Genomic DNA, 26,508 nt, shown 5'->3' with positions numbered 1-26,508 from the left:
GGCGGATGCCACCTTTCGGGGGCATCCGCCGTCTGTTTGTTCGGCAAATCGGCCAAATTTCAACCGGCGTAATAAAGCGCTTAACAATCCGGGCGGCTTTGAAACGGGCGGCGGGCGTGCCCTAACCTCATTTACAGGTCACGAGTGCCAGCGCAAAACCCCGGTTTGCTGGCCGGCAACCCTCCATTCGCGGTGGGGTGCCCCGGGTGACGACCAGGCCGGTCCGGAACGGATACGGCAAGCGCGGATCCCCGGCGGGGTCCCTCTTGAGTGAGGTCACATGAGCACAGCTACGTTCAGTTTCACGATCCAGCCGTCCCCCGGGCAGGAGCTTGCCGCCGGCAGGCCACTGGCCGCCGTCACCGGCGCCGAGCTGCAGGCACCACTGATCCAGGGCGGTCACGTCCGATACGCCAACCTTGACTACGGAGCATCGGCACCGGCCCTGACCATCGTGTCAGCCTACTTGAACGAGGTCCTCCCCTACTACGCCAGCGTGCACCGGGGCGCCGGTTATGCCTCGCAGATCAGCACCTCGGTGTACGAAAACTCGCGCAACATCGTTCGCGGGTTCGTAGGCGGCCGTCCTGACGATTCCGTGATCTTCACCCGTAACACCACCGACTCGCTGAACCTGCTGGCAGGCTGCCTGCCACAGATCGATGGCAAGCACACCGGTGAAGTCCTGTACCTGGACATCGAACACCATGCCAACCTGCTTCCGTGGCAAGGAGTTCCCCACCGCAGCGTGGTGGCTGATACCACCCTTGCCGGCACCATCGCGAAAATCCGCGGAGAACTCAGCCAGGGTGGCGTCTCCCTGCTGGCTGTTACCGGCGCCTCCAACGTGACCGGCGAAATCCTGCCGATCAAGGAACTCGCTGCCCTGGCCCACGAATACGGTGCCCGGATCGTTGTTGACGCCGCACAGTTGGCACCCCACCGCCCCATCAACATCGCCGCGGCCGACGTCGACTATGTTGTGTTTTCCGGCCACAAGCTCTATGCACCTTTCGGCGCGGGTGTGGTGGTGGGACGCCCGGACTGGCTCGACGCCGGAACCCCGCACCTTGCCGGCGGCGGAGCGGTGCGCGAGGCACGCCTGGACTCCGTCAGCTGGGCAACCGGCCCTGCCCGCCACGAAGGCGGCTCCCCCAACGTGCTTGGTGCAGCAACCCTCGCCCGCGCTGCCCAGGTACTTTCCGGACTCGATCCGCAGGCATGGCACAACCACGAGGCCGCCATCCGGGCCTACCTGGTGGAAGGCCTGCAGGCCATTGACGGCGTGAGCGTCCACCGGATCTTCAGCGATTCGACCGATACCATCGGTGTGGTCAACTTCTCGGTGGAAGGATTCGACGCCGGACTGGTGGCCGCCTACCTCGCTGCAGAGCACGGTGTGGGCCTCCGCGACGGCCGCTTCTGCGCCCACCCGCTGCTCAAGCGCCTGGGCTTGCCCTCGGGTTCGCTGCGCGCCAGCTTCGGCGTAGGTTCCAGGCTGGAGGACGCCGGGCGCCTGCTGCGCGGCATCGAAGAACTCAAGCGCACCGGCCTGGGCTGGGACTACGTGGTGGATGAAGGCCGCTGGGTACCGGCCAACGACCACCGCACCTACCCGGAATGGGCCCCGAATACCCCGGGTACCGCAGGCGCCGCACCCTGCACCGTGGACTAGCCTGCGCCCTGGAACGACTCCCGACCCAACTAAGTAGCAGCAGAGCGCGTTTTGACCCCTCAAAACGCGCACAACTGCGACCCAGTTGGGTGAGGCGGGCGGCCACTGAATCGCACCGCTCTTGCGGTAAATTCGTAAGGTACCCCGGTCTCAAGCTTCCGAAGGAGTCCTTGCGTGGCCATCAGTCCACATCTTGTATCCGGTGGCGCCAGCGGTCCCAGGCTGCATCATGAACGACGGCAGGAACTGGGACAGAGCTTCCAGGACGGCGGCGAACACTACCACCGGGTGCGCCCCGGTTACCCCGCGGACTCGGTTGACTGGCTCCTGCCGGCGGGAACCAGGTTCGCTGCGGACGTTGGTGCCGGTACGGGAAAATTCACGGGGCTGCTCGTCGACCGCGGACTGGAAGTGGCCGCCGTCGACCCTTCCCGGGACATGCTGGAGCAACTGCGGAAAACCTGGCCGCAGGTGAACGCGCTGGAGGGCACGGCAGAGGCAACAGGGCTGGCGGACTCAGCATTCGACGTCGTCAGCGTCGCCCAGGCATGGCATTGGTGCGAACCCCTCAAAGCGAGTACCGAAATCGCCAGGATCCTCAGGCCTGACGGGGTCCTGGGACTGATCTGGAACCAGCTCGACACGTCCGTTCCCTGGGTACACCGCTTGTCGCGCATTATGCATGCGGGCGACGTCCACAAACCGGACTTCCGGCCGGTCGTCGGACCGGAGTTCGTGGACCTTGAAAGCCACCTGACGGCGTGGCAGGAGACCCTCACCCCTGCCGACATCATCGAGCTGGCCAAGTCGCGCAGCTACTACCTGCGCGCCAACCAGGCCACCCGGACGAAAGTCACCGGCAACCTCGAATGGTACTTGTATGAGCACCTCGGCCACGCGCCGGGAGAGACCGTCGGGCTGCCGTACGTGACGCAGACCTGGCGGGCGCGAAAGGCCCGATCTGCGCCGCCACGGTAGGCTAGTGGTGTGAAGACCAGTACGCCCTCCTCCTCGATCGAGGACTACGTCAAGGTCATCTACTCCTATACGGAGTGGCAGGACAAGCCCATCACCTCCTCGCAGCTGGCCCAGAGGCTGGGCGTGGCCAACTCCTCCGTATCCGAGATGGTCCGCAAGCTCAAGGACCAGGGCCTGGTGGACCACCAACCGTACTCCGCTATCCGACTCACGGATGAAGGTATGCGCCTGGCGTTGGCCATGGTCCGGCGGCACCGCCTGATTGAGACCTACCTGGTCGAAGAACTGGGATACAGCTGGGATGAAGTCCACGACGAAGCCGAAATGCTGGAGCACGCCGTCTCGGACACCTTCATCGACCGCATGTCCGCCAAGCTCGGCCATCCGCTCCGCGACCCCCACGGCGATCCAATTCCCTCTTCCGACGGCTCGGTGGAACTTCCGCACGCGTACCGCATGATCGAACTCGACCAAGGGCATTCGGGGCGCATTACCCGCATCAGCGACGAAAACCCTGATCTCCTGCGCTATCTCGCCGCAGAGGCGATCACTCTGGATGCACAGGTGGAAGTGATAGGGCGGAAACCGTTCGGCGGCGCCTTGGTGGTCCGGATCGGCAGCGGGAGCCAGCGCCGCGAATTCGATCTCGCCGATGAAGTCTCCTCGGCCCTCTGGGTGCAAAGCGCCGGCGTCCACGAAGGCTGCGTCCTGCCCGCCCGCTGACTGGAGCGACGCGAAAGGTCAGGTTGGCACTTCCGGGCTGCTGCCGTCGTCGGCTGTGCGCCCCCTGGGGTTGCCGGCTGAACCGGCCGGTTCAGGAACCCCGTTCCGGATCCCGACGGCGGACGCCAGCGCCCCGGCCACGAACAGGACCGCCGTGACCACCAAGGCGTTGTAGAGACCCTCCCGTGTGAAGACGGGACCTACGATCAAGCCTGCGAAGGCGATGCACACCAACCCGGCAATGCGTGCCACCGCGTTGTTAACGGCCGAACCAATTCCGGCTTCCTCCGGAGGCACGGCACCCAGGATCGCCGCCGTCAGCGGAGCGACCAGCGTCGCCAGGCCCAGCCCGAACACAATCTGCCCCGGGAATACCTGCGTCCAGTAATCCAGCGGCTCCTGGATCGACAAGGACATGAGGAATCCCACCGCGCACAGCATTGGTCCGACCGTCATGAACCACCGCGGCCCGTACTTGCCTGCCAACCCACCGAACCAGGAGGCCGCCAGCATCAGGATGACGGTACCCGGCAGCAGGGCGATACCGGCAACCGTGGCCCCCATGCCGCCAAGTTGCTGGAGGTAGATGCCGAGGACAAAGAACCCCAGGGATATGGCACCGTAGATGGCCAGTGTGGCCAGGTTTCCCCACCCGAAGTTGCGGATCGAGAAAAGCCGCAGCGGGAGCATGGGTTCCGGTGTGCGCGCTTCGTGGACGAGGAACAGTGTCAGCGCTGCCGCGCCTGCCAGCAGCGGAACCCACACCTGCGGGCTGCCCCAGCCCATCCGTCCCTGTTCGATGAACGCAAAGACGGGACCGCCCAGGCCAATCATCGCCAGGACCGCGCCCCGATAGTCTATGCGCTTGCTCCTGTCACGGGCTGCGTCGGAGGCGCGCAGGCCTGCCAACACAGGCCAGATCGCTACGGCAGGAACGACGTTGATAAAAAAGATGACCCGCCAGGACCACAGGTCGACGGACAGGCCACCGATCAGTGGACCGGCGATGGCGGCCGCGCTCGTCCAGCCGGACCATTGCCCGATCGCCTTCGACTGGGCCGGTCCGGAGAATGCGGAAATGATCATGGCCAGCGAACTTGGCACCAGCAAAGCACCCGCCACGCCCTGCAGCGCCCGCGACACCACAAGGACCTCACCGTTCCAAGCAAGGCCGCACATCACGGACGTGGCTGCAAACCCGGCCAGACCCCATTCCAGGATGCGGGCACGGCCAAAATGGTCCGACAACGATCCCGCAACCAGGATCAGCGCGCCGAGTGTCAGGAGGTATGCATCCACCACCCACTGCTGAATCACCAAGCCGCCGCCGAGTTCCCTGCCGATCGCCGGAAGTGCGAGATTCACCACAAAACCGTCAAGGATGGCCATGAAAGAAGCAACAATGGCCACCACCAGCACGCGGCGCTGGAGTGGTGGGCTTGGTGCCGCTTGTTCGGTCATCTGCACAGCCTACGCTTGCCGTATCGTTGAGTGGTGATCAGCAGACGTGATGCAGCTTTGGCCCTCGATATCTCCATGGAAATGGCCCAACGGCACGGCATCCCGTCCAGGCTTTCCGAAGCGCAATTGCGGGAACTGCAGGACAATCCGCCGCCCTGGCTGGTGCAATCCCGCGCCAACCGTACCGGTAAGCGTCCCGTCTGGGTTCATTTGGAATGTGCGGTCTGCGGCTACTCGGAGGCCGCAAGGCCCAAGAAGTGGTGGCCGGAGTTCTCATTCGTTGTGTGCGGGCACCACCACGGCAAGGAACTGCCCGTAGCTTTCCCGGGCGATGTCCGCACCGAGTACGAAGGCATCGGCAGCCGCTTCATCGGTGTGGTCGATGTCCAGCCTGAAGACCGCTAGCCGGTGCCCGCTATCCCGGGGTGACCATCTCCGACGGCACCGCGACCAACTGCAGAGTCTTCCCCTCACGCAACACCGTCAGGGGAAACGGCTCACCAATGGCCTCGGTGAACAGCAGCTTCTGGAGGCTCTCGGCGCTGGAGACCGGTCGGCCCATGGCCCGCAGCACCAAGTCCCCAGGTTCCAGCCCGGCCGCTGCTGCTGGTGATCCCGGAAGGACCTCCACGACCCGCAGTCCCTCGCGCTGTCCGGTCCGCACAACGGCACTGGCATCCAGCGGGATCGGGGTACTGACCAGGCCCAGATAGGCACGGCGTACCCTGCCGTCCTTGAGCAACGCCGCGATAATCCTTTGTGTCGTCCTGTTGATGGGCACGGCCAAGCCAAGGCCCAAGCCGGCCACCGCCGTGTTGATACCCACGATCCGGCCCCGGGAATCGGCCAGTGCGCCCCCGGAATTTCCTGGATTCAGCGCAGCGTCAGTCTGGATGACATCCTCAATGACGCGCCGGTGTTCCCCGGCACGGACGGGAATGGACCTGCCCAGGCCGCTGACAACTCCCGCGGTGACCGACCCGGCCAAACCCAGCGGATTCCCAACAGCGATGACCAGTTGTCCCACGTGCAGGCCTTCGGCGTTACCCAGGCTGGCGGGCGGCGGGGTTGCCCGGAGTCCCCGCACCACGGCCAGGTCCGAGAGCGGATCGGCACCCACCAATTCAACGTCTGTCTGTTTGCCGTCGGCAAAGACAGCCCGGCCGGCTTGGATGCCGGACACGACGTGCGCGTTGGTGAGCATGTAACCGTCAGCGGTGAAAACCACCGCTGACCCGCTGCCCACCCGGCTGCGGCCATGACGCCCCCTGCTGGTCATCTCAATTGCTGCTACATGCGGGGTAACCGTCGCCGCAACGCGGATCACGGTCTGCGAATAGGCGTCCAGTTCCTCGCTTCCCTGCCGGAACTGACTGTCCTCCCCCCCGGCCGGCTCGTCCGGCCATTCAAACTCCGGTGCGGTGCCCATGGTCATGCCTCTCGTTGCGCTGCGCACTGCTGACGGGACTGTTGGTCCTACCGGAATCAACGCACGGCGGGCCAGTGGGTAGTCCCTGATGGGCTACGCCATGGGTGAACGAAAAAGGGGCCTTAAAGGGAAATTGCCCCCGGATCGTGATGATCCGGGGGCAATTCCGTGGAGATGGGGGGAATTGAACCCCCGTCCGATGTCGTGTTGTCAGGGCTTCTCCGGGCGCAGTTTGCGTCGGATTTTCTCGGCCCCAGCCATCCTGCAAACAGGTGGCTGATCCGGGCCCAGTCATCTAAAAGTCCCGTTTACCCCAATGACGAAGGCAAACAGCAGTGGCTATCTAAATGACGCCAGGAACCGGGGCGATAGCAACCCCGGGCTGACGGACTGTCTTACTGCTTAGGCAGCAAGAGCGAAGTCAGTGCGCTTAGATTCGGCACTTATTGGTTTGCAGACAGCGTTTACGAGATAATTCTGCATCCTCGGCCCGCTTCACCTGTCGCGACTAACATCGTCGAAACCGATCATCCCCGTATTTTGTTACCAACCCGGACGGCGGGTCGAAAGCTTCGAACCCCATCCGGACTATCAATCATAACGCACGCAAAGCTGCCGGCATTCCCGCGACACGGCATTTGTCAGCGACGGTTGCGCTCCCGAAGTTCCCGCAATGATTCACGCTTGTCCTGCTGCTCGCGGAGGGTCTGGCGCTTGTCGTAATCCTTCTTGCCCCGGGCAACGGCGATTTCCACCTTCGCACGGCCATCGAGGAAGTACAGCTGCAACGGGACAACTGTAAAACCCGACTCGCGGATCTTGTGCGAGATTTTGTCGAGCTCCTCGCGATGGAGCAACAGCTTACGACGGCGGCGCGCGGCGTGGTTGGTCCAGCTCCCTTGGTTGTACTCGGGGATGTGGATGCCTTCCATCCACAACTCGTCGTTGTAGAAGGTGCAGAACCCGTCCACCATGGAGGCGTGGCCCTCGCGAAGGGATTTCACTTCGGTACCCATGAGGGCGATGCCGGCCTCGTAGGTGTCCAGGACATGGTAGTTATGCCGGGCCTTCCGATTGGTGGCCACTACCTTACGGCCACTTTCCTTGGGCACGGTAGAACTCCTTGTCTTAGGTGGATCAGCAGGTGCAGATCCCATTCAGTGTACGTCAGCGGCAGCCTGCTCTTTCCTACAGCAACCTCATGGGATCGACCGCGGCGCCGTTGAGCCAGGTCTCGAAGTGCGCATGGCAACCCGTGGAGTTACCGGTGCTGCCCGAGTAGGCAATGAGCTGGCCGGCCGAAACCCGCTGGCCGTTGGCCACAACGATGCTGCTGTTGTGGTAGTAAATGGTGGTCAGGGAGTTGCCCTGAACCACTCCATGCGAAAGCTTAACCCGCCAGCCACCGCCGTCGGCTGAGTTCCAACCGGAGTTGAACACCTCTCCGGCAGCGGCCGCGTAAACCGGAGTGCCACAGGCCGCACCGAAGTCGATGCCTGTGTGCATGTACCCGCCGGTGCCGTAGAAGTCGATCGTGCCCGGCGGGGTCGCACGCCACCCGAAGCCGGAAGTGATCGGCACATAGCTGGCGAACGGGTGCCTCAGGCCAAAGGACGAGGGCGAACCCACGGGCGGGACGAAGGGAGTTTCCGGTGGCGCCGGACGGCCCTGGGCCGCAGCAGCGGCGGCTGCGGCGGCGGCTGCTTCTGCCGCCAGGCGCCGTTGTTCTGCTTCCCATGCTTCCCGCAGCTTGCGATCGCGCTCCACGATCTCCGCGGCAACCGAGTCCTGCTCGGCCTTGACGCGGGCAAGGTCTGCTTCGATTCCTGGTTTGGCTGCCTGCAGCTGACCGTTCAACCGGGTGGTGTCCTCGATCAACTGGTCCACCTCGGCCTTCTTCGCCGCGGCCTCGTCCCTGGCCGCCTTCTCGCGTTCCAAGGCAGCATCGGCTTTGGCTTTCAGGTCCTGGATTTCCGCTTCGACGGCGGCAAGCCGGGCCTGGGAGTTGACGTTGGTGGCGTTCTGCTGCGTCAGCTTGGTCATGGCGGCGTTCTGGCTGCGCATCGCCTGGTCAGCCAGGTCCATCGACTCCGTCAAGCTGCCGGATTCATTGGAACCGAACAGGAGCGCAATGTTGGTGGGCACACCTCCGGACTTGTACGCCTGGGAGGCAATCTGGCCGATCAGCTTCTTGGTGTCGCTGATCTTCTGCTTGTCGCTTTCAAGCTGCTCGGTGATTTTGGCTTTATTCTGCTGGGCAAGTTCCACCCTGGCAGCCAGGGCTTCAACTTCCTTGACCGCACTGGCCACACGGCCTTGCGCTTCCAAGAGGGCCTGCTGGGCACCCGGCAGCCGCCCCTGATAAATCACCAGGTCGCTGGCCGCCTTCGCAATCTTGGAATCAACGAACTCCAGGGACGCCTGAACCCGTGCCGCTTCCGCTTCAAGGGCAGCCTGCTGGTCATCGAGTTGGTCAGCGTGTGCCGCTGGAACACCCGACAGCAGACCCGCGGCAAGGCCGACGGCCAACACGGCACCCAGAATCCGGGCATGCCCCGACGCCAGGCGCCGGCGCAGGGAGTTCTGGTCCAAGGTGGTCATCATGAGTCCTTTTCGCTTGTCAGTCTTGTTCGTTGGCGCGCACCCACCGCTAAACCTTCAAGTAGCGCCGGAGGGTCAACAAGGAGGATATCCCGGCCAGGCCGCCACCGAGTGCAATGAGGACCGGTGCGATCACCAAAACCTGCGTGGATGAGATGAAGGGTGTGTTCAGGAACTGCCGGGAAAGGTCACCGTTGAGCCAGAAATGCGCCATGAGCCAGAGCGTCACGGAAGCAAGGACAGCACCGACCACGGCAGCGATGACGCCTTCAAGGATGAAGGGCAACTGGATCACCGTCTTGGAGGCTCCCACCAGGCGCATGATCCCGGTCTCCCTGCGGCGGCTGAATGCTGACAACCGGATGGTGGTGGTGATCAGCAGCACCGCACAGAAAATCATCACGGCGGCGACACCGACCGCTGCGACGGATGCCCCGTTCATCCACGAGAAGATCCTCTCCAGCACCTGGCGCTGGTCGCTGACGGTTTCAACGCCCGGCTGGGAGGAGAACGTCTCGCTGATGATCTGGTATTTCTCCGGATTCTTCATGTTGATCCGGAACGACGCCGGCAACTGGTCCTCGGACACCGAATCGACGATCGGAGAATTGGAGAACTGCTCCTTGAAGTGCTTGTAGGCCTCAGTTTGGGACTCGAACTGGAAGTCGTTGATGTACTGCTTCACGGCCGGGGATTCAAGCATCGCCTGCAGGTTCTCCTGCTGCTCCTTGGTGACCGCGCCGGACGCGCAGCCCACCGCCGTCGAGCTGTCATTGCAGAGGAAGACGGCAACCTGGACTTTGTCGTACCAGTAACCTTTCATCTGGTTGATCTGCATCTGCAGCATCCCTGCTGCACCGACAAAGGTCAGAGAGACAAAGGTAACCAGCACCACGGAAACCACCATGGAAAGATTGCGGCGAAGGCCGCTGCCGATCTCGCCAAGAATGAAGAGAAGCCTCACAGCTTTGCCCCCTGTGCCCGGGTGATCTCTTCTCCGCTGGCATCGCGAAGTCGACGCGACTCTCCCACCACCGGAATCATCGACGTGTACAAAGCCTTGGCTTCATCACGGATGACCTTGCCGTTCTCCAGCTCCACCACGCGGCGGCGCATCTCATTGACGATGTCGTCGTCGTGGGTGGCCATGACCACCGTGGTGCCGTTCTGGTTGATCTTGTCCAGGACACCCATGATCCCCATGGACGTGATCGGATCCAGGTTTCCGGTGGGCTCATCGGCCAGGAGGATGCCGGGACGGTTCACTACGGCCCTGGCGATGGCCACGCGCTGCTGCTCACCGCCCGAAAGCTCGTGCGGCATACGGCGTTCCTTGCCCTCAAGGCCCACCGTCTTCAGCACCTCCGGCACTGTCTCGCGGATGATTGACCGGCTCTTTCCGATCACCTGCATCGCGAAGGCGACGTTCTGGAAGACATTCTTCTGCGGCAGCAGGCGGAAGTCCTGGAAAACCACGCCGATGCCCCGACGGAGCTTGGGCACACGCCAACTGGAGATGTTGGCAACATTCTGGCCCGCGACATAGACCGAGCCTGATGAGGCCTTGTCTTCTTTCAGGATCAAACGCAGGAACGTGGACTTGCCCGAACCCGAGGCACCTACGAGGAAGGTGAACTCGCCACGGTTGATCTCAAGGCTGACAGAATCGAGCGCCGGCCGGGCATTCTGCTCATAGACCTTGGTGACATTCTCAAATCTGATCATGGCCCTTTTGGAACCCCGCCGGACATGACATTGTGGCCCAGTCCAACAGCCGGCGCGCGGGCTTTCGGTGGGGGAAGTGAGAGCACCGGCCTTTTGACTATACGCAGGCGGGGACCGTGATCACGGGGCTTTGGAGGGCGTGTCGCAGAATCCGGTCAGGCGTCGGCGTTGCGGTTGCCGGTCCTCCAACGGATGCCGGCGTCGATGAAGTCGTCGATGTCGCCATCCAGAACGGCAGAGGTGTTTCCGACTTCGTGTTCGGTCCGCAGGTCCTTGACCATTTGGTAGGGGTTCAGGACGTACGACCGCATCTGGTCGCCCCAGGATGCCTTGACGTCACCGGCCAGTGCCTTCTTTTCGGCGTCCTGCTGCTCTTTCTTGAGCAGCAGCAAGCGGGACTGCAGGACCCGCATGGCCGCCGCGCGGTTTTGCAGCTGGGATTTCTCGTTCTGCATGGACACGACGATGCCCGTGGGAATGTGGGTCAAACGCACCGCCGAGTCCGTCGTGTTCACCGACTGCCCACCGGGGCCCGAAGACCGGAAGACATCCACCCGGATCTCGTTGTCCGGGATCTCGATGGAGTCCGTTTGCTCGATGAGCGGGATCACCTCAACAGCTGCGAAGGATGTCTGGCGCCGGCCCTGGTTGTCGAAGGGGCTGATGCGGACAAGGCGGTGCGTTCCGGCCTCGACGCTCAGGGTGCCGAAAGCGTAGGGTGCCTTGACCTCAAACGTGGCGGACTTGAGGCCTGCTTCTTCCGCATAGGAGGTATCCATCACGGTGGTCGGATACCCGTGGCGTTCTGCCCATCGCAGGTACATCCGCAAGAGCATCTCCGCGAAGTCGGCCGCATCCACACCACCGGCTCCGGCCCTGATGGTGACCACGGCTTCACGTTCGTCATATTCGCCGGACAGAAGCGTGACCACTTCAAGTTCCGCCAGCGCCTGGCGGATCGATTCGAGTTCGTTGGCCGCTTCCGCCATCGAGGCATCATCGCCTTCGTCCTGGCCCAATTCCACGAGTACTTCGAGATCGTCGATACGGGCCGCAAGTTTGGTGAGGCGCTCAACTTCTGCCTGCTTGTGGGACAACCTGGACGTTACGACCTGGGCGGATGCGGGATCGTCCCAAAGGTCAGGGGCGCCGGCCTGTTCGCTCAGTTCTGCGATCTCGACCTTCAAGGCATCAACATCTGTGACGTTCTCGATGGAGCTGTAAGTAGCGCGCAGCGCGCGGATTTCTGCGGGAAAATCAATGTCAGCCATGGTCATTCCAGCCTACGCTATCCGCCGTAGTGTCCCTGCGGCAGGTCCTCATTGTGTCAGGCGGGACCGGGCCGAGGACTTCGCCTCGACCACGATTCCTTCGGGCAGCAGCAAACTCACCAATGGTGGATGCGCCACCGATGTCAGGACCACGACGGCGGTCCCCCCTGACGAGCTTCCGGTTCCCGGGGCGATTTCCAGCCGGTCGTGCAGCGGAACGGCCTGGCTGGCCTCCAGGTAGCGCTGCACAGCATGCCGGACCTTGTCCCCGGTCAAGGAAAGCGCTGGAGCGCCGCCGGCCTGCAGGGCTTCGGGTCCGTACGTGTCGGCCGCGGCAAGGGCTGCCCCATCAGCCAAAGACAACAGCTTCTTGTGTTCAAGGTAGACGGCAGAAACAGCCATGACCACGGCAGCAACCAAAAGAACCAGCACCAGATAACCCACGATCAGGACGCTGATCTGCCCGTCTTCGTTGCTGCCGCCGCGATACAGGCGGCTGCAGCCGGCCGGACATTGGTTTCCTGCAGCAGCCGGCGCGTCCGTTGGTTCCTGTGGCGTCATGGGAACCGTCCGGCAATCTGGGTGGCCGAAGAGCTCAAACTGGCTGCCTCGAGCCTCAAGGCATCGCCGAAGGGGACCAACGGCAATGGCACGGCCAGATGCACGGTAACCGTCACGGCTGTACCTCCGGCGGCACAATCGTCCGGAATACACACCACATCCATGGTGGCTTGCCCGGGGGCGAAACCATAGTCCTGCAAGGCCGCGGCCACCGCCTGCCCGGCCGCCGTCGTCCGGTCCTCCAAAGGCCCTTCGGAAACGTAAACCTTCGCGGCCTGGTCCGCCGCTCCCACCACAGCGAAGGAGCCTCCCTGAAGCTGCGCCATGGTCACCACGAAGTACACCACGGGGAGCATGAGCAACAGCGCAAGGAAGGTGAACTCCACCACGGCGCTGCCCCTCTCGCCTGCAATCCCTGCGGCCGTGCCGGGGCTAGTCCGGGCGCGGCGCATGGCCCCTCACTTCCTGGATGCTGGCCGGACCTGCGAGGCCCACCACCGGAAGAGGCGCCCGCACAATGACCTCCAGCGTGCCGTACCCGTCGCGCGTTTCCTCGACAGCCACAACGTCTGCCGCGTAATCGCCGTTCAGCGCCATGGTGATCAGATCAATGGTCCTGCTCCTGGCATCCTCCGGCGACCGATCGGCCAAGGCACCGTAGCGGGCACCGGAGGATGCAGCATCAATGAGCGTATTCCGGACATGCAACGCCAAGGTGAGCTGAACGACCGATACAAAGAACAGAGTCAGCAGCGCTCCGACGAGGACGAAGTCCACCACAGCCGATCCACGTTCTCCTGGCCAGGTAGCCGACGGGGGTAGTACCCGCCGGGGGCTCGCTGGATTGCCTGCCCGCTGCGTCGCTGGCGGGCCGTTCGGACGGTTGCACACGCCTAGTTGCCCACCTTGGCCATGGCCTGGTTGAAAAGGTCAGCCAAAGCAGGGGATGCGATGGCGAGGAGGCCTGCGACGAGGATCGCGGACATCAAGGTGATCATGACCCACCCGGGCACGTCTCCCCGCTCCGGGCTTTCCTGGAGACCGGACACCATGCGGTGGGTGAGCCGGTTTGCTGCGCTTTTGCCGGCAGTGGCTGCTGAGGACGGTCGGTCGGTGCAGATGCTCAAGGTATCCCCCATAGGGTGTGTTGGTTGCTGGACAGAATTGGTGCGGAAATTGGTGCGGAAAGAAGACGTGGCCCGGAAAATGATGTGGTCCCGGTCGTTGGGCCAAGGTGAAGACTGGGCCGGGAAAAGCCGGTGCGGTGCCGAACAGGCTGGTTGTTGCCGCAGGTGCCGTGGAGCAGGCGCTTCGGCCCTTCGTGGGTCAAAGACTCATCTGGAGCGCTCCCAACGCGGGGAAAGCTGCAAAGACGACTGTCAGCGGAAGGACGCCAAAGACAAGCGGCACCATCATGCCGATCTCCTTACGGCCTGCCGATTCCATGAGCTCCCGCTTGGCAGCGTCCCGGACGTCCGCGGCCTGGGCCTTGAGGACGTCTGCGAGCGGTGTCCCGCGTTCAACGGCAACAACGAGCCCGTCGACAAACCGGGCCAGCGGTTGGAGCGACGTACGGGCGGAGAACGCCTGCAGTGCTTCCGCCAAGGGCTTGCCTGCGCGGGTGTCGGCAAGAACGGCGGCAAACTCCCGGGCGAGCTCCCCGTGCGGGCTGCTCCGGCAGACCCGGTCCATGGCATTGGGAGCACTCTCTCCCGCGGCCACGGCGAGCGCCATCAGCTCAGCAAGGCTGGGAAACTCGGCGAGTATCCTGGCTTCCCGCTTCTTGATCCGCCGGCCGAGGACAAAGCCCCGCAGCATATAGCCACCTAGCGCGCTTCCCGCCACAGCCAGGACAAGGAACGCGGGATTCAGCCGGCCAATCAGGGCGCCAAAAACGGCCGCTGCCAGAGCCGCCAGGAACCCGCCGACCGCCCACAGCATCTGTTCGGCGCGGAAGTCGAGAACCGATTTCCCCGAGCCGGCCTGCGCGAGGCGCCTGGCGAGGGCCGAACTCCCGTGGTTGTAGCGCGCAAGGAAGGCGAATGCATCCGCTGCGACGGGTCGAAGTATCAACTCCAGTGGGCCGAACGGCGTAATGTTGTGCATCGGTTCCGTCAACAGCCTGGATTCGAGGTTATGGGATTTCAGCTGCGGTTCGATGCGCTCAGCGAACGTGGTTGCCCGCATGAAGGGAAGACGGACGATGATAAGCCAGGCCCCGGCTCCGAGCAGGAGACCCAACAGCACGGCTGTCGCCGCTTGTGGATTCATGCCAGGACCCTCCTGTCCTCGGGCAGCGCTCCGATGCGAAGCATCACTGAATAGCTGACGGCCGATATCACCAGGCCACCCAGGAGGACTACCGCTCCGGTTCCGGAGTTATACGCTGCCGCCGCTTCCGGACGTCCCGACATCACCATGAGCACTATCCACGGAGCGGCTACGGCCAGGCGTGCGCCGTTGACCGTCCACGACTGCCGGGCTTCCAGTTCGTTGCGCATCCTGGTGCTCTCGCGCAGGAACATGGCAAGTGTCCCGAGCATGCTGCCCAGATCAGAGCCGCCGACCTCCCGTGTCATGCGCAGTGCCTCAAGGATCCGGTCTGCTACCGGGTCCGCAAGCCTGGCCTTCAAGGTGTCCAGGGCTGTTTCGAAGTGGCCGCCGGATCGGTAGTCCGCCCCAAAGTCGAGGAACATCCCACGGAGTTCATCGGGCCCTTTATGGCCCAGCTGCATGAGTGCCTCGGGCAGGGACAACCCTGCCCGGATGGCAGAACGCAGGTGATCCACGACGTCCGGCCAGAGCCGGCGCAGGACTGCCCGGCGTTTGCGTGCCCGTCGCAGAACAAGGGCGAAGGGAGACCACGCCCCGAACGTGGCGAAACACAGTGCGAGGGGCGCCGACGCCGTGAACACCAGGAACAGCAGGAAGACCACCAGCCCGGTGCCTGCACAGGTCAGCAACAGGCCGGTACCCGTGACCTTTTCGATTCCCGCCGTCAACAGGAGTTGTTGCACAGCGCTGGACCGGCGCTTACCTGCCGGCTCTGGCGGGGTCTCCCAGGTGGACCACCAGATCAGAAACACCCCGGCACCGGCAACGATGCCCAGGAACGGTCCCATCAGTTCAACTCCAGCAAGGCGGAAACGTCGAAGCCGGCGCGGGCGAACTTGTCGATGGCAGGCATCGAATTCGCGTGGGGCTGGAGCTGCCCGTCCACCAACCTAAAGACCGCCGAGGACTCAATAATGCCGTTCTCAACACGTTTTCCCAGCGACAGGATTTCTGTCACCTGCCGCTGGCCGGTGGAATGGCGGCTGCAATGCACAACAATGTCGATGCAGGCTGCGACCGTGGGCACCACGAAGGCACTGGAGATGTTGGCCCCCGCCAGAAGGGGCAGTGTGCAGATCTTGGTGACAGCATCGTGCGCCGAGTTGGCATGGACCGTGCACATACCGGGAAGGCCTGAATTCAACGCGATCAACATGTCCAGGCTTTCGGCTTCCCGGACCTCCCCCACTACCAGGCGGTCCGGTCTCATGCGGAGGGCTTCCTTGACAAGCCGCCGGAGCGGTATCTCCCCCTGGCCTTCAAGATTCGGCTGGCGGCACTGAAGGCCCACAACGTCGCGCAGCGGCAGCTGGAGTTCGAAGATTTCCTCGACCGTGATGACCCTCTCCCGCGGGCCGATACTTGCCGCCAAGCAATTCAACAGGGTGGTTTTGCCAGCCTGCGTGGCGCCGGAGACCAGGATATTCAATCCGCTTGCGACTGCGGCGCCCAGGAACCTGGCCGCCTGCGGAGTGAGGCTGCCCAGTTCAACCAGATGCTCCAGCCGGCTGGCCCTGGCAATGAACTTCCTGATGTTCACGGCCCAGTGCTTCCTGGTCACATCAGGAATAGCCGCGTGCAGCCGGGAGCCGTCGGGCAACGACGCATCGACAAACGGCGAGGACAGGTCGAGGCGCCGTCCTGAACTCTTGAGCATCCTTTCAACAAGGTCGCGCACATTGTGGGTGCTGAGTGAAACAGTGGTCAGTTCCGACTCGCCGTTCCTGGCCACGTAGATTTCCTGCGGAGCATTGATCCAGATCTCCTCGATGGAGGGGTCATCCAGAAACGGCTGCAGCGGACCGAATCCGGCCACGGCGTCATAGACGTACCGTCGGGCTGCTTCGAGCTGACCCAGCGGCGGCAGCGGCCCAAGGAGGGCCCGTTCGTCGTAGTCATTGACCGCAGCGTCCACGAGGCGCCGTACATCCGAAGCCTGCTCCAGCGGATCCAAACCTTGCCGGCGGATCAACTCACGGACCTCACCCTCGACGATCTTCAGCGCATCCATATTTCCCCCAACCTGCAGCATGTCCGTGAAGCGAGAGGCGAATCTCGCATCACCACGCTAGGTCAGCGGCATCCGGTGAATAAAGCCCTTGGTGCCTGCATGTGGATAACCCGTACCAGATGGCCACGCCTGTATCGCACGTCCCACTAGTCACTCCAGTTTCAGGATGTTAGGGTAATGCCCGTTAGGAGCTGGCCTTTGGTCCCATGCGCAAGCGCCCGCCCCGGAAGCTTGTCCGCAAGCCACCCATGCGCCGCTGAGCCGCGGCACAGGGCCGGAAAACGATATGACACGTACCCCAGGCAGGTCGCTTAGCCGCCGCGTCCCCTTCGCCCAGTCCGGGATTGCCCTTTCCCTGGCGCTTGTTGCGGGCTGCTTCCTCGGAGCGCCCGCCTGGGCGGAGACGTCCGGGCCCAGGCCCGCCCCACCTGATGCCACCCAGGAAGCGGTCTCCGGGTCGCCGCAATATCCAGCCATTACCCCCGGACAGGCCCAGCCGCCGGCTCCTGCCTCAGGGGTAGCTGCGGCGGGTCAACCGCCCGCCGCAGGGACCGGCGTCGTACAGTCACCGGAAAGCGGGCCCGTACCTGCCGCAGGACCGGCGCCCGACGCAACCCCGGCCGACGCAACGTCCGCAGCCAAGGCCATGCCAGGCGAAGCTCCCAACGCTGAATCCATCAAGGAAGCCATGCGCGCCGCCATCCCCGCCGGTGGTGCGGAGATGGGCCAGCGCTCGCCGAGGGTCCTGGCGGACAAGAACAACCCGGGCGGTTCGGGGCCCGCAGCATCCCGGGGTGTCGGCCAAGTGGTGTCCATGGCGGCCGATCCGGGGCACTGGCGCCCAACCATCGGAGTCCATGGGCAGGACGTCAGCGCCCACCAAGGCAACGTCAACTGGCAGAGCCAGTGGAACCAGGGATCCCGGTGGGCCTATGTCAAGGCCTCGGAGGGCAACTACTACCTCAACGAAAACTACACCCAGCAGTACAACGGCTCACGGAATGTCGGCATGGTCCGGGGCGCATACCATTTCGCCATCCCCAACTGGTCCTCGGGTGCTGACCAGGCGAGGTACTTCGTGGCAAACGGCGGCGGCTGGACCGCGGACGGCTACACGCTCCCTCCTGTGCTGGACATCGAGTACAACCCCTATGCCGGGCGGACCATCAACGGTTTCTACTTCGGCAACACCTGCTATGACATGTCCAAGGCACAGCTGGGCCAGTGGGCCGCCGACTTCGGCAACACCGTCAAGGCACTGACCGGCCGCTACCCCGTGATCTACAGCACCACCGATTGGTGGAACACCTGCGTCGGCAACACCACGTTCGGTGCCTACCCCTTGTGGATCGCCTCCTACTGGTCCAACCCCACCAACTCCCCGGGCTCCATGCCGGTGAGCTGGGGCAACTACACCATGTGGCAGTACAGCAGCACTGGACCGTTCCAGGGCGACTCCAACATCTTCAACGGAAGCTACGACCAGCTGCGGACCTTTGCCCGTGGAGTCTCCTACGCTTCCAACCCGTCCATCAAGTCCGGCGCAGACATCCTGGCCACTACATCGTCCGGGCGGTTGGACGCCTTCACGGCGAACGGCAGCGGGCGCATCACGGGACCGGTGTCCATCGGGTCCGGCTGGAGCGGGGCCAAATCCTTGTTCGTCATCGACTGGAACCAGGATGGCGTTCAGGACATCCTCTCCCAGTGGCCGGATGGAACGCTGAAGGTCTTCCGCGGTGCCCCCGGCGGGAGCTTCTACGCACCCATCCAGGTGGGTTCGGGGTGGCAGGAAATGTCGCTGACCGCAGGGTGGTGGAATGCCAAAGACCCCTATCCGGGCGTGATTGGCCAGGACTACCGCGGCAACCTGTACAGATATCCGAACGCCAGCGGCGGTGGACTTGGCAACGGAATCCTCATCGGTACCGGCTTCAGCGGACACCAACTCAACCAGATCGACTTTGATGGTGACGGTAACCAGGACATCGTGTCCCGGACTGCGGACGGAACACTTCGCCTGTACCGGTCAAACGGCACAGGCAGCTTCGTGGGCGAACCGGCCCGGGTCATTGGTTCCGGCTGGGGTTCCATGACGGCAGTCAGCTCGGCCACGAACTTCAGTGGTCCGGCATCCCAGGGGCTCCACGCCGGGGCAACCAACGGTGACCTGTTCTACTACCCGGCCGCTAGCGGCAACTGGGGCAACCGCAGCCTCATCGGCCTGGGCTGGAATGACGCGAACCTCATCAGCGGGGCGCCCCTCGATGTCGAGTCCACCCTCGGGATCGACCAGGAAGATGTCCTCGCCGTCCGCCCGGACGCCAACCTTTACCGCTACCCGGGCACGGGAACCACTGCACTCCTTCCCGAAGACCTCATCGGTACGGGCTGGGCGGGCCTCAAGGCCGGCTTTGTCACGGATTGGAATGGGGACGGTGCCCTGGACATCGTGGCGCAGTGGTCCGACGGCCGGCTGAACGTCTACCCGGGACGGACCGGCAGCGGATTCGGTGCCCCCATCGCCTTGGGCAGCAACTGGAGGGACTGGACACTGACAGTTGGCACGTGGAAGAAAGCCGATGCCCATCCCGGCATCGTCGGTTATGACGGTTCCGGCCGGTTGTACTACTTCAACAACCCCAGTGGCAGGACCGTCTCCACCGGCGTAGCCATCGGGGCAGGCTGGACGGGACTGGCCATCGTCCACATGGACTTCGACAAAGACTCCAACGCCGATCTCCTGGCGAAGACCGGCACAGGCGAGTTGAAGCTCTACCGTTCCAACGGCTTGGGCAGCTTCATCCAGGAGGCCCCCGCGGTCGTGGGAACGGGCTGGAATGTCATCTCTTCCTACGGATCCGTCCGCGGGTTCGCCGGCGCGGGTTCCACGGGGATCATCGCCCGGACCACCTCCGGCGAGTTGAAGTACTACCCCGTCGGCTCCAACAGGACGTGGGGCACCGTCTCCAGGATCGGTACGGGCTGGAACGGCCTGAACATCCTGGCACCTGCGGCACGCTGACACAACGCGCCGAGCCAGCTTGCAGGGTCTGTCCACGGGAATTTCCCCCCGCGGACAGGCCCTTCCTGCTTCGTGCATCAATGCAGATAAATAGTTCCGCCCGACCGTCCTAAATTTGTCGATCACATGGTCTAATGAAGGTGGTCTCACGTTTTGGCTGTTCGGCGCATTCGGGAAACGGACTTTGTTTGGGGGCAAGCAAGATCACCCATTGCGCGCAATCAAGGAGTGATCTTTATGGCGTTTAGAGTTGGAACTGCTATCACCGACATAACGCCGTCGCTGAGCACCAATCCGTACATGGCCGGATATGGATCAACCGACGGCGGACGGGAGGCCACCAGCAGTTCTCCGTTCGAGCCCCTGTATGCTCGGGCCATTCTTATCTGGGAGGACGCCCACCCCCATATCATCATCAGCCTGGATGTCCTTGCCCTGCCACGGGCCATGCACCAACGGGTACGTGACAGGATCATCGGGCTGGCCAACTGGTCCAGCAGCGACATCCTGATCCAGGCGACGCACACGCACAACGGTCCTGCCCTGATCGATACCCTGCATCCCTACATGGCCTATGGCGTGTCGGACCTTGGCCTCATCCGCTCCTACAGCGCTGATCTTGAGGACACCATCGTCGATCTTGCCCAGGCCGCACTGGACGCAGACGAAACGCCGGTGACCTTCGATTACAAGGTGTCGTCCCAGAACTTCAGCGCCAACCGGGTCGGCCTGCCCTATACGGAGACCGCAGTTCCGATCCTGGTGGCGCGCCGGGGAAACGGCACCCCTGCGGCAGTGATCTTCAGCTACGGTTGCCATCCGATCAGTGCGGGCCTGCGGACCCTCTTCGACGGCGATTTCGCCTCCGGTGCCTGCAATTACATCGAGAACCGCAATCCGAACTGCTTTGCCATGTTCATCCAGGGCCCCGCAGGCGACCAGGACCCGGGCGGTGTACGCAGCTGGACGCTGCGGGACCAGCACGGCGACGCCCTGGGTGCAACTGTCCACAACAATATGCAATCCGCAGGCCGTGCCTTGAGTGGCCCCATGGTGACCAGGTACCAGGAAGTCCAGCTCCCCTTGGACATCACTCCTACCGCCGGCAACCTGGCAGCTGTCCGCGCGGCCTACGTGGCGCGGCTGGGCAACCCCAACGGCCAGCCCCAGTGGTACCAAAGGCATGCGCAGGTGATGATCGGCCGCATAGACAGCAACAGCTACGAAACCTCCGTGCCGTCACCGTTCCAGGTGTGGAAATTCAACGGCAGTCCGCAGCTGAAGATCGCCATGATCGGCGGTGAACTCGTCAGCGGCTACGCTGCATATTTCCGCAGCAGAAACGGTGGAAACAACGGCATAATCGTCGGCGGATATGCCAATGAATCATGCTGTTACATTCCCAGCAATGAATTCTTCCCCCCTTATATGCCGCTGGGAAGCTACGAAGGTGGTTGGGAACCTGATTTCCCGGGAATTGCCGGTGGATCCATGACGGTATATGGCCATCTGGCACATTTCAAAGGTGGCACCAATGGGGTGGAAACCACCCTCATCAATGCCATGAATTCACTGCTGGCCTGAATCGAAAATTCACAAGGCGCGGATCCCGCCGAGGGATCCGCGCCCTTTCTTTAAGCGGCAGCGGTTTTCAACCATCTGGTCAGCAGGGCTGCCTGGGGAGCCAGCGGTGCCAGCGTCAAGGCACCCTTCACCACGGGAACACCGTAGGCGGACAAGGCCGCGGCCAGGTTCCGCGGATCTGTGCGCGTACTGGCCCTGATGATGCGAAGGCACAGCTCCGATGCCTGCCCCGGGGCAGCACCCGCGGCGATGGCGGTGTTGACCGCCGCGGTTTCCTCCGCGGTCAGGACATGCGGGCTGCTGCCAACGTAGGCTACCTGACAATCCGTGATGTGCATGTAGCGGGTAGAGGCCCACACTTCATCCAGACTCGAGAACTTGCCGATCAGGGTGCCGTCCTGGGCCGTACAGGTGAACTGGTACCGGATTAACGGCTCCGGGCGTTCCTCGGGAACTTTGTCGGTCGCGTCCACTGGCGCGGCCTCGAGCCCGGAGGGTTGGGAAGAATTTACGTTGGTTCCTGAGCAACCGGCCAGGGCAATGGTTGCCACACCGAGCTGAAGAACACTGCGCCTGCGCATGTCCACCGAGGGATCCCCACTTCATTCGGATGCTCCCCAGCTCCGCATGCATTGGTTATTCGCCCCAAGCCGTTTCCGGCTGCGTCTTAGTACATCTTCCACCAAATTCCGCATTTGTCACTAGTGAATTTCTGGCCTTCGTCAACCGGGACGCCCGCAAGGGCTTCCTGCATGCCACCCCGCCCCACGGTTCCACCCCCTGGATCAGCCACCGTCCAGGAGCACTCCCCCGGCGCGGGGCCCTGCTTGACTACCTGGTACGAACCGGGCTGCAGGGACTCCCCGGCGACCACGGAACCGTCACCTGTGCGCGTGCCGTCGGCCCAGCCATTGATGATCCCTGCCTGCGGAGCATCGGGGCACATGGCCGCCGCCGCCAACAACGTCTCCCGTCCGGCTTCGGCGAATCCGCCTGGACCGGTTTCATCGCTGATCCTCGTGCAAAGGCGCAGGACCTCCTCGATCACGGCTTGGGGATCGTCCGTTCCACCTGGCGCTGCAGCATCGATCGCTTGGGCCTCGCGGTTGCTCGGGTCGAAACTTCCGTCCCCTTCGAAGGACACCTCGCAGGACTCGAACCGCGTGTAGTTTGGCGCTGCCCACACTTCGGCCAGGCTCGACAACCGAACCTCCGGGGCAGCGTCAAGGCTCGTGCAGGCGTAGATGAAGCGCCCGGGATCATCCTCTGCCGGCTGCGGAACCTCTCCTGCCGTACCGTCCCGGCTTGGTGGAACGGACGACGGCGGACGGCTGGGTTCTGCTGTTGTGGCGGGACTGGTTGCCTGGGAGCCGGTGGAGCCAGGGCCGGGGGGCGTCGTGGGTACGGTGCAGGCGGCCAGCAGCAGCGCCAGGGGGACGGCCAAGGGAAAAAGTCTGCGCATGATGCCTCCACGTCCATCGTGCGATCGGGCGGTTGCCGGGTCAAGGGATACCCCGCCAACGACCGTCAGCGAGGCGGGAAATTTCTGCGCCCTAGTGACAAATGTGAAAATTGGTGGAAGATGTACGTAGACGCAGCCGGAAACGGCGTGGGGCGAATAACCAATGCATGCGGAGCTGGGGAGCATCCGAATGAAGTGGGGATTCCTCGGTGGACACGCGCAATCGCAGTGTTCTTCAGCATGGTTTGGCATGTGTTGCCCTCGCCGGTCGCTTTAGAACCAAGGGAAAATTCCGGTCGTCAATCCAAGGCCGCACGGTGGGCAGGCCAAGGCACCAAGCCACGGCCTTCCTCGCCGCTGCCAGCATGGCATTGGCCGCGCTGGTCGGTGTACTGACGCCTGCTTCCGCCGTAGCTGACCAGGCCCGCCAGACGGTGGCGACCGGTCTGACGAAGGCTGCGGGAACGCTGGTTGACCCGAACGGCCGGCTGTGGGTTTCAGACGCCCGCGCCGGTTTCTGCCGGGTCACCGAGGCCTCCGGAACCACACCCGGCGGCCTCGAAGCCGCAACCTGCCTGGGCGGAACGCTCCCCGGGCACAAGAACGGTCCGGCTTTGGCCGGAGCCCCGGCAATCATCGACCCAACTCCCGCAAACCACGGCAGCGGCGACGAATTCGCGTTCATCCCGGATGCCGCCGTCGGAAGTTCCGACGTTGTCCGCGCTTACTGGAACCCGGGCGGAGGAGTCTTCGTCTACGACGGCGAACTGACCATCTTCGACGGCGACCTCCGTCCCAACGCTGTCAGCGATGGACCGGACGGCAACATCTATCTTTCGTTCGCCAACGCGCGCTCCATTGTCAAGATCGTCCACCCCACCGCACTGCACCCCAGCATCGAATCCATCGCCAGTGTCAATTCCAGTTCCCTGGGCCTGGCAGCAACACATCGGAACAGCGCCGGGAACGTGGTGGTTTACGTCGCCGAAACATCGGGGCTGACGGTCTTCACAGCACCAGACGATGGTGTGCTCACCAACTACGTCCCTTCGCCCCTGTACAACGTGGGGAAGCCCACCGCCATCTACTATGACTGGCACTCTCCGCTGGTGCTCTACACGGGAACAGGCGGCGGCACAACCACTGCAGATGCCGGCAAGGACACCATTTCCCGTATCGATCTGAGCACGGACACTGTTGATAACCAGTGGGCCCTTGGGTTCAGCAAGATCGGCGGGCTCTCCATGCGCGACGGCAAGCTGCTGGTCCTGGAAGATCCGGGCCAGTTGGATCCGGCCAAGCCGACGCAACAGGGCAGGCTGCTCACCCTGGGCGGCGTGGTTCCTTCGATTGTCAGCGGCCCGACGGCGGCCAACGGAGCGCAGGCTCCCGACCCCGCTTTCACCAATGACCCAACGCCGACGTTTACGGTGGCCTCGACCCCTCCTGGCGGAGCCCTTGAATGCAGCCTCCAGCTGAGCACGGCCACACCTGTATGGCAGGTTTGCTCCGGTGGATCCTTCACTCCGGCCAACTCCCTGGCCAACGGGGCCTACACCTTCTCGGTCAGGGCCGCACCTTCCGGACTGCCCGTCTCACGGTCATTCACCGTGGACCTGACGGTACCTGCGGCACCGGTGATCACCTCACCGGCTTCCGGTGCGACTGTCAGCGGGTCGCCGGTACTGGGCGTGACCTCCGAACCTGACACCACGCTTTCCTGCTCCGTCGACTCCACGACAACCTTCACGGCATGCAGCAATGGGCACGTCTTCAACCTCGGTACCTCCGGGCAGCACATCCTCCGGGTCAGGGCTTCGGACAAGGCCGGCAACATCAGTGCCGTGGCGTCGGTGACAGTCACCGCTGACCTGACCCCACCCCAGGTGGCCATCAGCTCACCGGCAGAAGGCGCTACAGTGGGCATCTCGCCGTCGTTCGCTTTCGCATCGACCTCAACCGATGTCGCAGGCTTCAGGTGCAGGACCGGGTCGAACGCCTTCACGGCCTGCACCTCGCCCAAGTCCTACACCAACCTGCCCAGCGGCCCCGTAACCTTCACGGTGGAGGCCACTGACAACGCCGGCAACACCGCCACCGCCAGCAGGACCGTGACGGTCTTCGCCCCCGACACCGCGGCTCCCGTAGTATCGGTCGATCCCGCAGGCGGTACCTATGGCCCAAACAGGACGGTGACGCTATCGGTCAATGAGGCAGCCACCATCTACTACACAACGGACGGCAGCACTCCCACCGCGAGCAGCACGGTGTATTCCGGCCCGATCCCCATGGCGTCCATGACCCTGAAATACTTCGCCCGGGACACGGCAGGCAACGCATCAACAGGAGGTAGCCAGACGTACATCGTGGACGCCACGCCACCCGTGCTGACGGTTTCCCCTGCAGCCGGCGCTTATCCGTCCGGTCAGTTGGTCACCTTGTCATCCAGTGAACCCGGTGCCGTTTTCTACACGGTCGACGGAACCACGCCCGCGACCTCTGCCACCGGATCCACCAAGGCATACACGGCACCGTTCGCCCTCACTGCAAACACCACGGTGAAAGCGGTCGCAGTCGATGCCTACGGAAACGCCTCGGCCGTGGCCACCAGGGCATACACCGTCCTGGACACCACTGCTCCTGTGGTTTCCGTATCGCCTGCCGGCGGCAGCTACCCTGCCAACCAGCAGATCACCCTCTCCGTCAACGAAACCGGTGCGAGCATCTACTTCACCACCAACGGCACCAACCCGACGGCCACTGCGGCCAACAAGTACGCTGCTCCCATCACGCTCACCACGGCGATGACGCTGAAATACTTCGCTGTGGACACGGCCAACAACAGTTCCGCAATCGTCACCCAGACCTACACCGTCACGGCACCGCCGGTTAATACCTGGAAGGACTACACGGGCGATGCGAAGAACGACGTCGTGGCCCGCGACAATGGCGGCACGCTGTGGTTGTACCCGGGCAACGGCACCGGCGGTTGGCTGACGCAACGGTCAATCGGAACAGGCTGGAACTCACTCAACGCCATCGTGCCTACCAAGGACTTCAACGGAGACGGCCGCAGCGATATCCTGGCCCGCGACACCAACGGCGTCCTGTGGCTCTACCCGGGCAATGGTGCAGGTGGCCTGGGAACGCGCACTCAGGCAGGAACCGCATGGTCCGGGATGACCCTGATACTGGCACCGGGTGACTTCAACGGTGACGGAAAAGCAGATGTCCTCGCCAGGAACTCCACCGGAGCTTTGATCCTGTACGTTGGCAACGGAACCGGCGGATTCGCCTCAAGTGCCCAGGTCGGTACGGGATGGAACACCATGACAGCCATCCTCAGCACTGGCGACTTCAACGGGGATACCCGGACGGACGTACTGGCCCGGGATACCAACGGAATCCTCTGGCTGTACCCGGGCAATGGAACCGGTGGTTGGCTTGCCCGCGTCCAGGTAGGCAGCGGCTGGAGCGGAATGACTGCCATCGTCGGGCCGGGCGACTTCAACGGGGACGGCAAAAATGACGTCCTGGCCCGTGACTCGGGAGGCAACCTGTTCCTCTACCCGGGCAACGGCACCTCCGGATGGCTCTCACGCAGCCAGGTCGGTTGGGGCTGGGGTGGCTTTACGTCCCTCCCCTAGGGAGAGCCTGCATTAAAGGCG

The 26,508-nt window shown here is 63.5% G+C and carries 23 protein-coding genes, 1 other RNA gene and 1 riboswitch; of the genes, 7 read left to right on the top strand and 17 right to left on the bottom strand.

What is annotated here, in order from left to right:
- Positions 1 to 136 precede the first annotated feature (136 nt).
- A riboswitch (SAM riboswitch) is annotated at positions 137 to 250 on the top strand.
- Positions 251 to 280: 30 nt separating this feature from the next.
- The 3 genes from ACSVIE_RS08400 to ACSVIE_RS08390 all read left to right on the top strand — a co-directional run bounded on the left by ACSVIE_RS08400 (position 281) and on the right by ACSVIE_RS08390 (position 3,376).
- Complete coding sequence (locus ACSVIE_RS08400) at positions 281 to 1,675, top strand: aminotransferase class V-fold PLP-dependent enzyme (protein ID WP_442423554.1); 1,395 nt, start codon at positions 281 to 283, stop codon at positions 1,673 to 1,675.
- Between the two features lie 174 nt (positions 1,676 to 1,849).
- Positions 1,850 to 2,653, top strand: coding sequence for a class I SAM-dependent methyltransferase (locus tag ACSVIE_RS08395; RefSeq protein WP_442423553.1), 804 nt, complete (start codon positions 1,850 to 1,852; stop codon positions 2,651 to 2,653).
- Between the two features lie 9 nt (positions 2,654 to 2,662).
- Entirely contained in the window at positions 2,663 to 3,376 is a 714-nt protein-coding gene (locus ACSVIE_RS08390; protein WP_442423552.1) for a metal-dependent transcriptional regulator, read from the top strand.
- 18 nt (positions 3,377 to 3,394) lie between these two features.
- Here the strand turns inward: ACSVIE_RS08390 and ACSVIE_RS08385 are convergent, their stop codons facing one another.
- Entirely contained in the window at positions 3,395 to 4,837 is a 1,443-nt protein-coding gene (locus ACSVIE_RS08385) for an MFS transporter (RefSeq protein ID WP_426003281.1), read from the bottom strand.
- Positions 4,838 to 4,912: 75 nt separating this feature from the next.
- On the opposite strand from ACSVIE_RS08385, the gene ACSVIE_RS08380 reads away from it, so the two are divergent.
- On the top strand, positions 4,913 to 5,242 hold the full coding sequence (locus ACSVIE_RS08380) for a hypothetical protein (protein ID WP_426007571.1): 330 nt from the start codon (positions 4,913 to 4,915) through the stop codon (positions 5,240 to 5,242).
- A gap of 10 nt (positions 5,243 to 5,252) precedes the next feature.
- Here ACSVIE_RS08380 and ACSVIE_RS08375 read toward each other — a convergent pair whose 3' ends face one another.
- The 14 genes from ACSVIE_RS08375 to ACSVIE_RS08310 form a co-directional block, all read right to left on the bottom strand.
- Positions 5,253 to 6,272: a S1C family serine protease gene (locus tag ACSVIE_RS08375; RefSeq protein WP_442423551.1), complete on the bottom strand. Its 1,020-nt coding sequence runs from the start codon at positions 6,270 to 6,272 to the stop codon at positions 5,253 to 5,255.
- Between the two features lie 160 nt (positions 6,273 to 6,432).
- Positions 6,433 to 6,801: a transfer-messenger RNA gene (gene ssrA / locus ACSVIE_RS08370) on the bottom strand.
- A 106-nt stretch (positions 6,802 to 6,907) separates the two neighbouring features.
- The gene (gene smpB / locus ACSVIE_RS08365; protein ID WP_426003282.1) at positions 6,908 to 7,378 is read right to left on the bottom strand and encodes an SsrA-binding protein SmpB; all 471 of its coding nucleotides are present in this window, start codon (positions 7,376 to 7,378) and stop codon (positions 6,908 to 6,910) included.
- Between the two features lie 76 nt (positions 7,379 to 7,454).
- Positions 7,455 to 8,867 carry a peptidoglycan DD-metalloendopeptidase family protein gene (locus tag ACSVIE_RS08360; protein WP_426007573.1) on the bottom strand — a complete coding sequence of 471 codons (1,413 nt, stop codon included), beginning with the start codon at positions 8,865 to 8,867 and terminating at the stop codon, positions 7,455 to 7,457.
- A 49-nt stretch (positions 8,868 to 8,916) separates the two neighbouring features.
- Positions 8,917 to 9,831: a permease-like cell division protein FtsX gene (ftsX, locus tag ACSVIE_RS08355; RefSeq protein ID WP_426003284.1), complete on the bottom strand. Its 915-nt coding sequence runs from the start codon at positions 9,829 to 9,831 to the stop codon at positions 8,917 to 8,919.
- Positions 9,828 to 10,592, bottom strand: a complete 765-nt coding sequence (ftsE, locus tag ACSVIE_RS08350) for a cell division ATP-binding protein FtsE (RefSeq protein WP_426003286.1) — start codon at positions 10,590 to 10,592, stop codon at positions 9,828 to 9,830. Before ftsE ends, ftsX begins: the two co-directional genes overlap by 4 nt.
- Positions 10,593 to 10,747: 155 nt before the next feature.
- Entirely contained in the window at positions 10,748 to 11,863 is a 1,116-nt protein-coding gene (prfB, locus tag ACSVIE_RS08345) for a peptide chain release factor 2 (RefSeq protein ID WP_426003287.1), read from the bottom strand.
- 48 nt (positions 11,864 to 11,911) lie between these two features.
- Positions 11,912 to 12,424, bottom strand: coding sequence for a pilus assembly protein TadG-related protein (locus ACSVIE_RS08340; RefSeq protein WP_442423550.1), 513 nt, complete (start codon positions 12,422 to 12,424; stop codon positions 11,912 to 11,914).
- Entirely contained in the window at positions 12,421 to 12,876 is a 456-nt protein-coding gene (locus tag ACSVIE_RS08335; RefSeq protein ID WP_442423549.1) for a hypothetical protein, read from the bottom strand. The genes ACSVIE_RS08340 and ACSVIE_RS08335 overlap by 4 nt, the downstream gene beginning before the upstream one ends.
- Complete coding sequence (locus tag ACSVIE_RS08330) at positions 12,857 to 13,204, bottom strand: TadE/TadG family type IV pilus assembly protein (protein WP_426003292.1); 348 nt, start codon at positions 13,202 to 13,204, stop codon at positions 12,857 to 12,859. Before ACSVIE_RS08330 ends, ACSVIE_RS08335 begins: the two co-directional genes overlap by 20 nt.
- Before the next feature lie 113 nt (positions 13,205 to 13,317).
- Entirely contained in the window at positions 13,318 to 13,551 is a 234-nt protein-coding gene (locus ACSVIE_RS08325) for a hypothetical protein (protein ID WP_426007639.1), read from the bottom strand.
- Between the two features lie 199 nt (positions 13,552 to 13,750).
- The gene (locus ACSVIE_RS08320) at positions 13,751 to 14,695 is read right to left on the bottom strand and encodes a type II secretion system F family protein (protein WP_442423548.1); all 945 of its coding nucleotides are present in this window, start codon (positions 14,693 to 14,695) and stop codon (positions 13,751 to 13,753) included.
- Positions 14,692 to 15,546, bottom strand: coding sequence for a type II secretion system F family protein (locus tag ACSVIE_RS08315; RefSeq protein WP_426003295.1), 855 nt, complete (start codon positions 15,544 to 15,546; stop codon positions 14,692 to 14,694). The genes ACSVIE_RS08320 and ACSVIE_RS08315 overlap by 4 nt, the downstream gene beginning before the upstream one ends.
- Positions 15,546 to 16,769, bottom strand: a complete 1,224-nt coding sequence (locus ACSVIE_RS08310; protein WP_442423547.1) for a CpaF family protein — start codon at positions 16,767 to 16,769, stop codon at positions 15,546 to 15,548. Before ACSVIE_RS08310 ends, ACSVIE_RS08315 begins: the two co-directional genes overlap by 1 nt.
- 286 nt (positions 16,770 to 17,055) lie before the next feature.
- On the opposite strand from ACSVIE_RS08310, the gene ACSVIE_RS08305 reads away from it, so the two are divergent.
- Complete coding sequence (locus ACSVIE_RS08305; RefSeq protein WP_442423546.1) at positions 17,056 to 19,794, top strand: GH25 family lysozyme; 2,739 nt, start codon at positions 17,056 to 17,058, stop codon at positions 19,792 to 19,794.
- 237 nt (positions 19,795 to 20,031) lie between these two features.
- Entirely contained in the window at positions 20,032 to 21,378 is a 1,347-nt protein-coding gene (locus ACSVIE_RS08300) for a hypothetical protein (protein ID WP_426003300.1), read from the top strand.
- Positions 21,379 to 21,428: 50 nt separating this feature from the next.
- Here the strand turns inward: ACSVIE_RS08300 and ACSVIE_RS08295 are convergent, their stop codons facing one another.
- Both ACSVIE_RS08295 and ACSVIE_RS08290 read right to left on the bottom strand, forming a co-directional pair.
- The gene (locus ACSVIE_RS08295) at positions 21,429 to 21,959 is read right to left on the bottom strand and encodes a hypothetical protein (RefSeq protein ID WP_442423545.1); all 531 of its coding nucleotides are present in this window, start codon (positions 21,957 to 21,959) and stop codon (positions 21,429 to 21,431) included.
- Positions 21,960 to 22,045: 86 nt separating this feature from the next.
- On the bottom strand, positions 22,046 to 22,840 hold the full coding sequence (locus ACSVIE_RS08290) for a hypothetical protein (protein WP_442423544.1): 795 nt from the start codon (positions 22,838 to 22,840) through the stop codon (positions 22,046 to 22,048).
- A gap of 317 nt (positions 22,841 to 23,157) precedes the next feature.
- Between ACSVIE_RS08290 and ACSVIE_RS08285 the strand changes: the two genes are divergently transcribed.
- Complete coding sequence (locus ACSVIE_RS08285; RefSeq protein WP_442423543.1) at positions 23,158 to 26,487, top strand: chitobiase/beta-hexosaminidase C-terminal domain-containing protein; 3,330 nt, start codon at positions 23,158 to 23,160, stop codon at positions 26,485 to 26,487.
- The last annotated feature ends 21 nt before the right edge of the window (positions 26,488 to 26,508 follow it).

The sequence above is a fragment of the Paenarthrobacter sp. NCHU4564 genome (assembly GCF_052156435.1).
GTDB lineage: Bacteria > Actinomycetota > Actinomycetes > Actinomycetales > Micrococcaceae > Arthrobacter.
The sequence above is the reverse complement of the archived record's forward strand: the minus strand, read 5'-3'. Positions and strand labels throughout refer to the sequence as shown.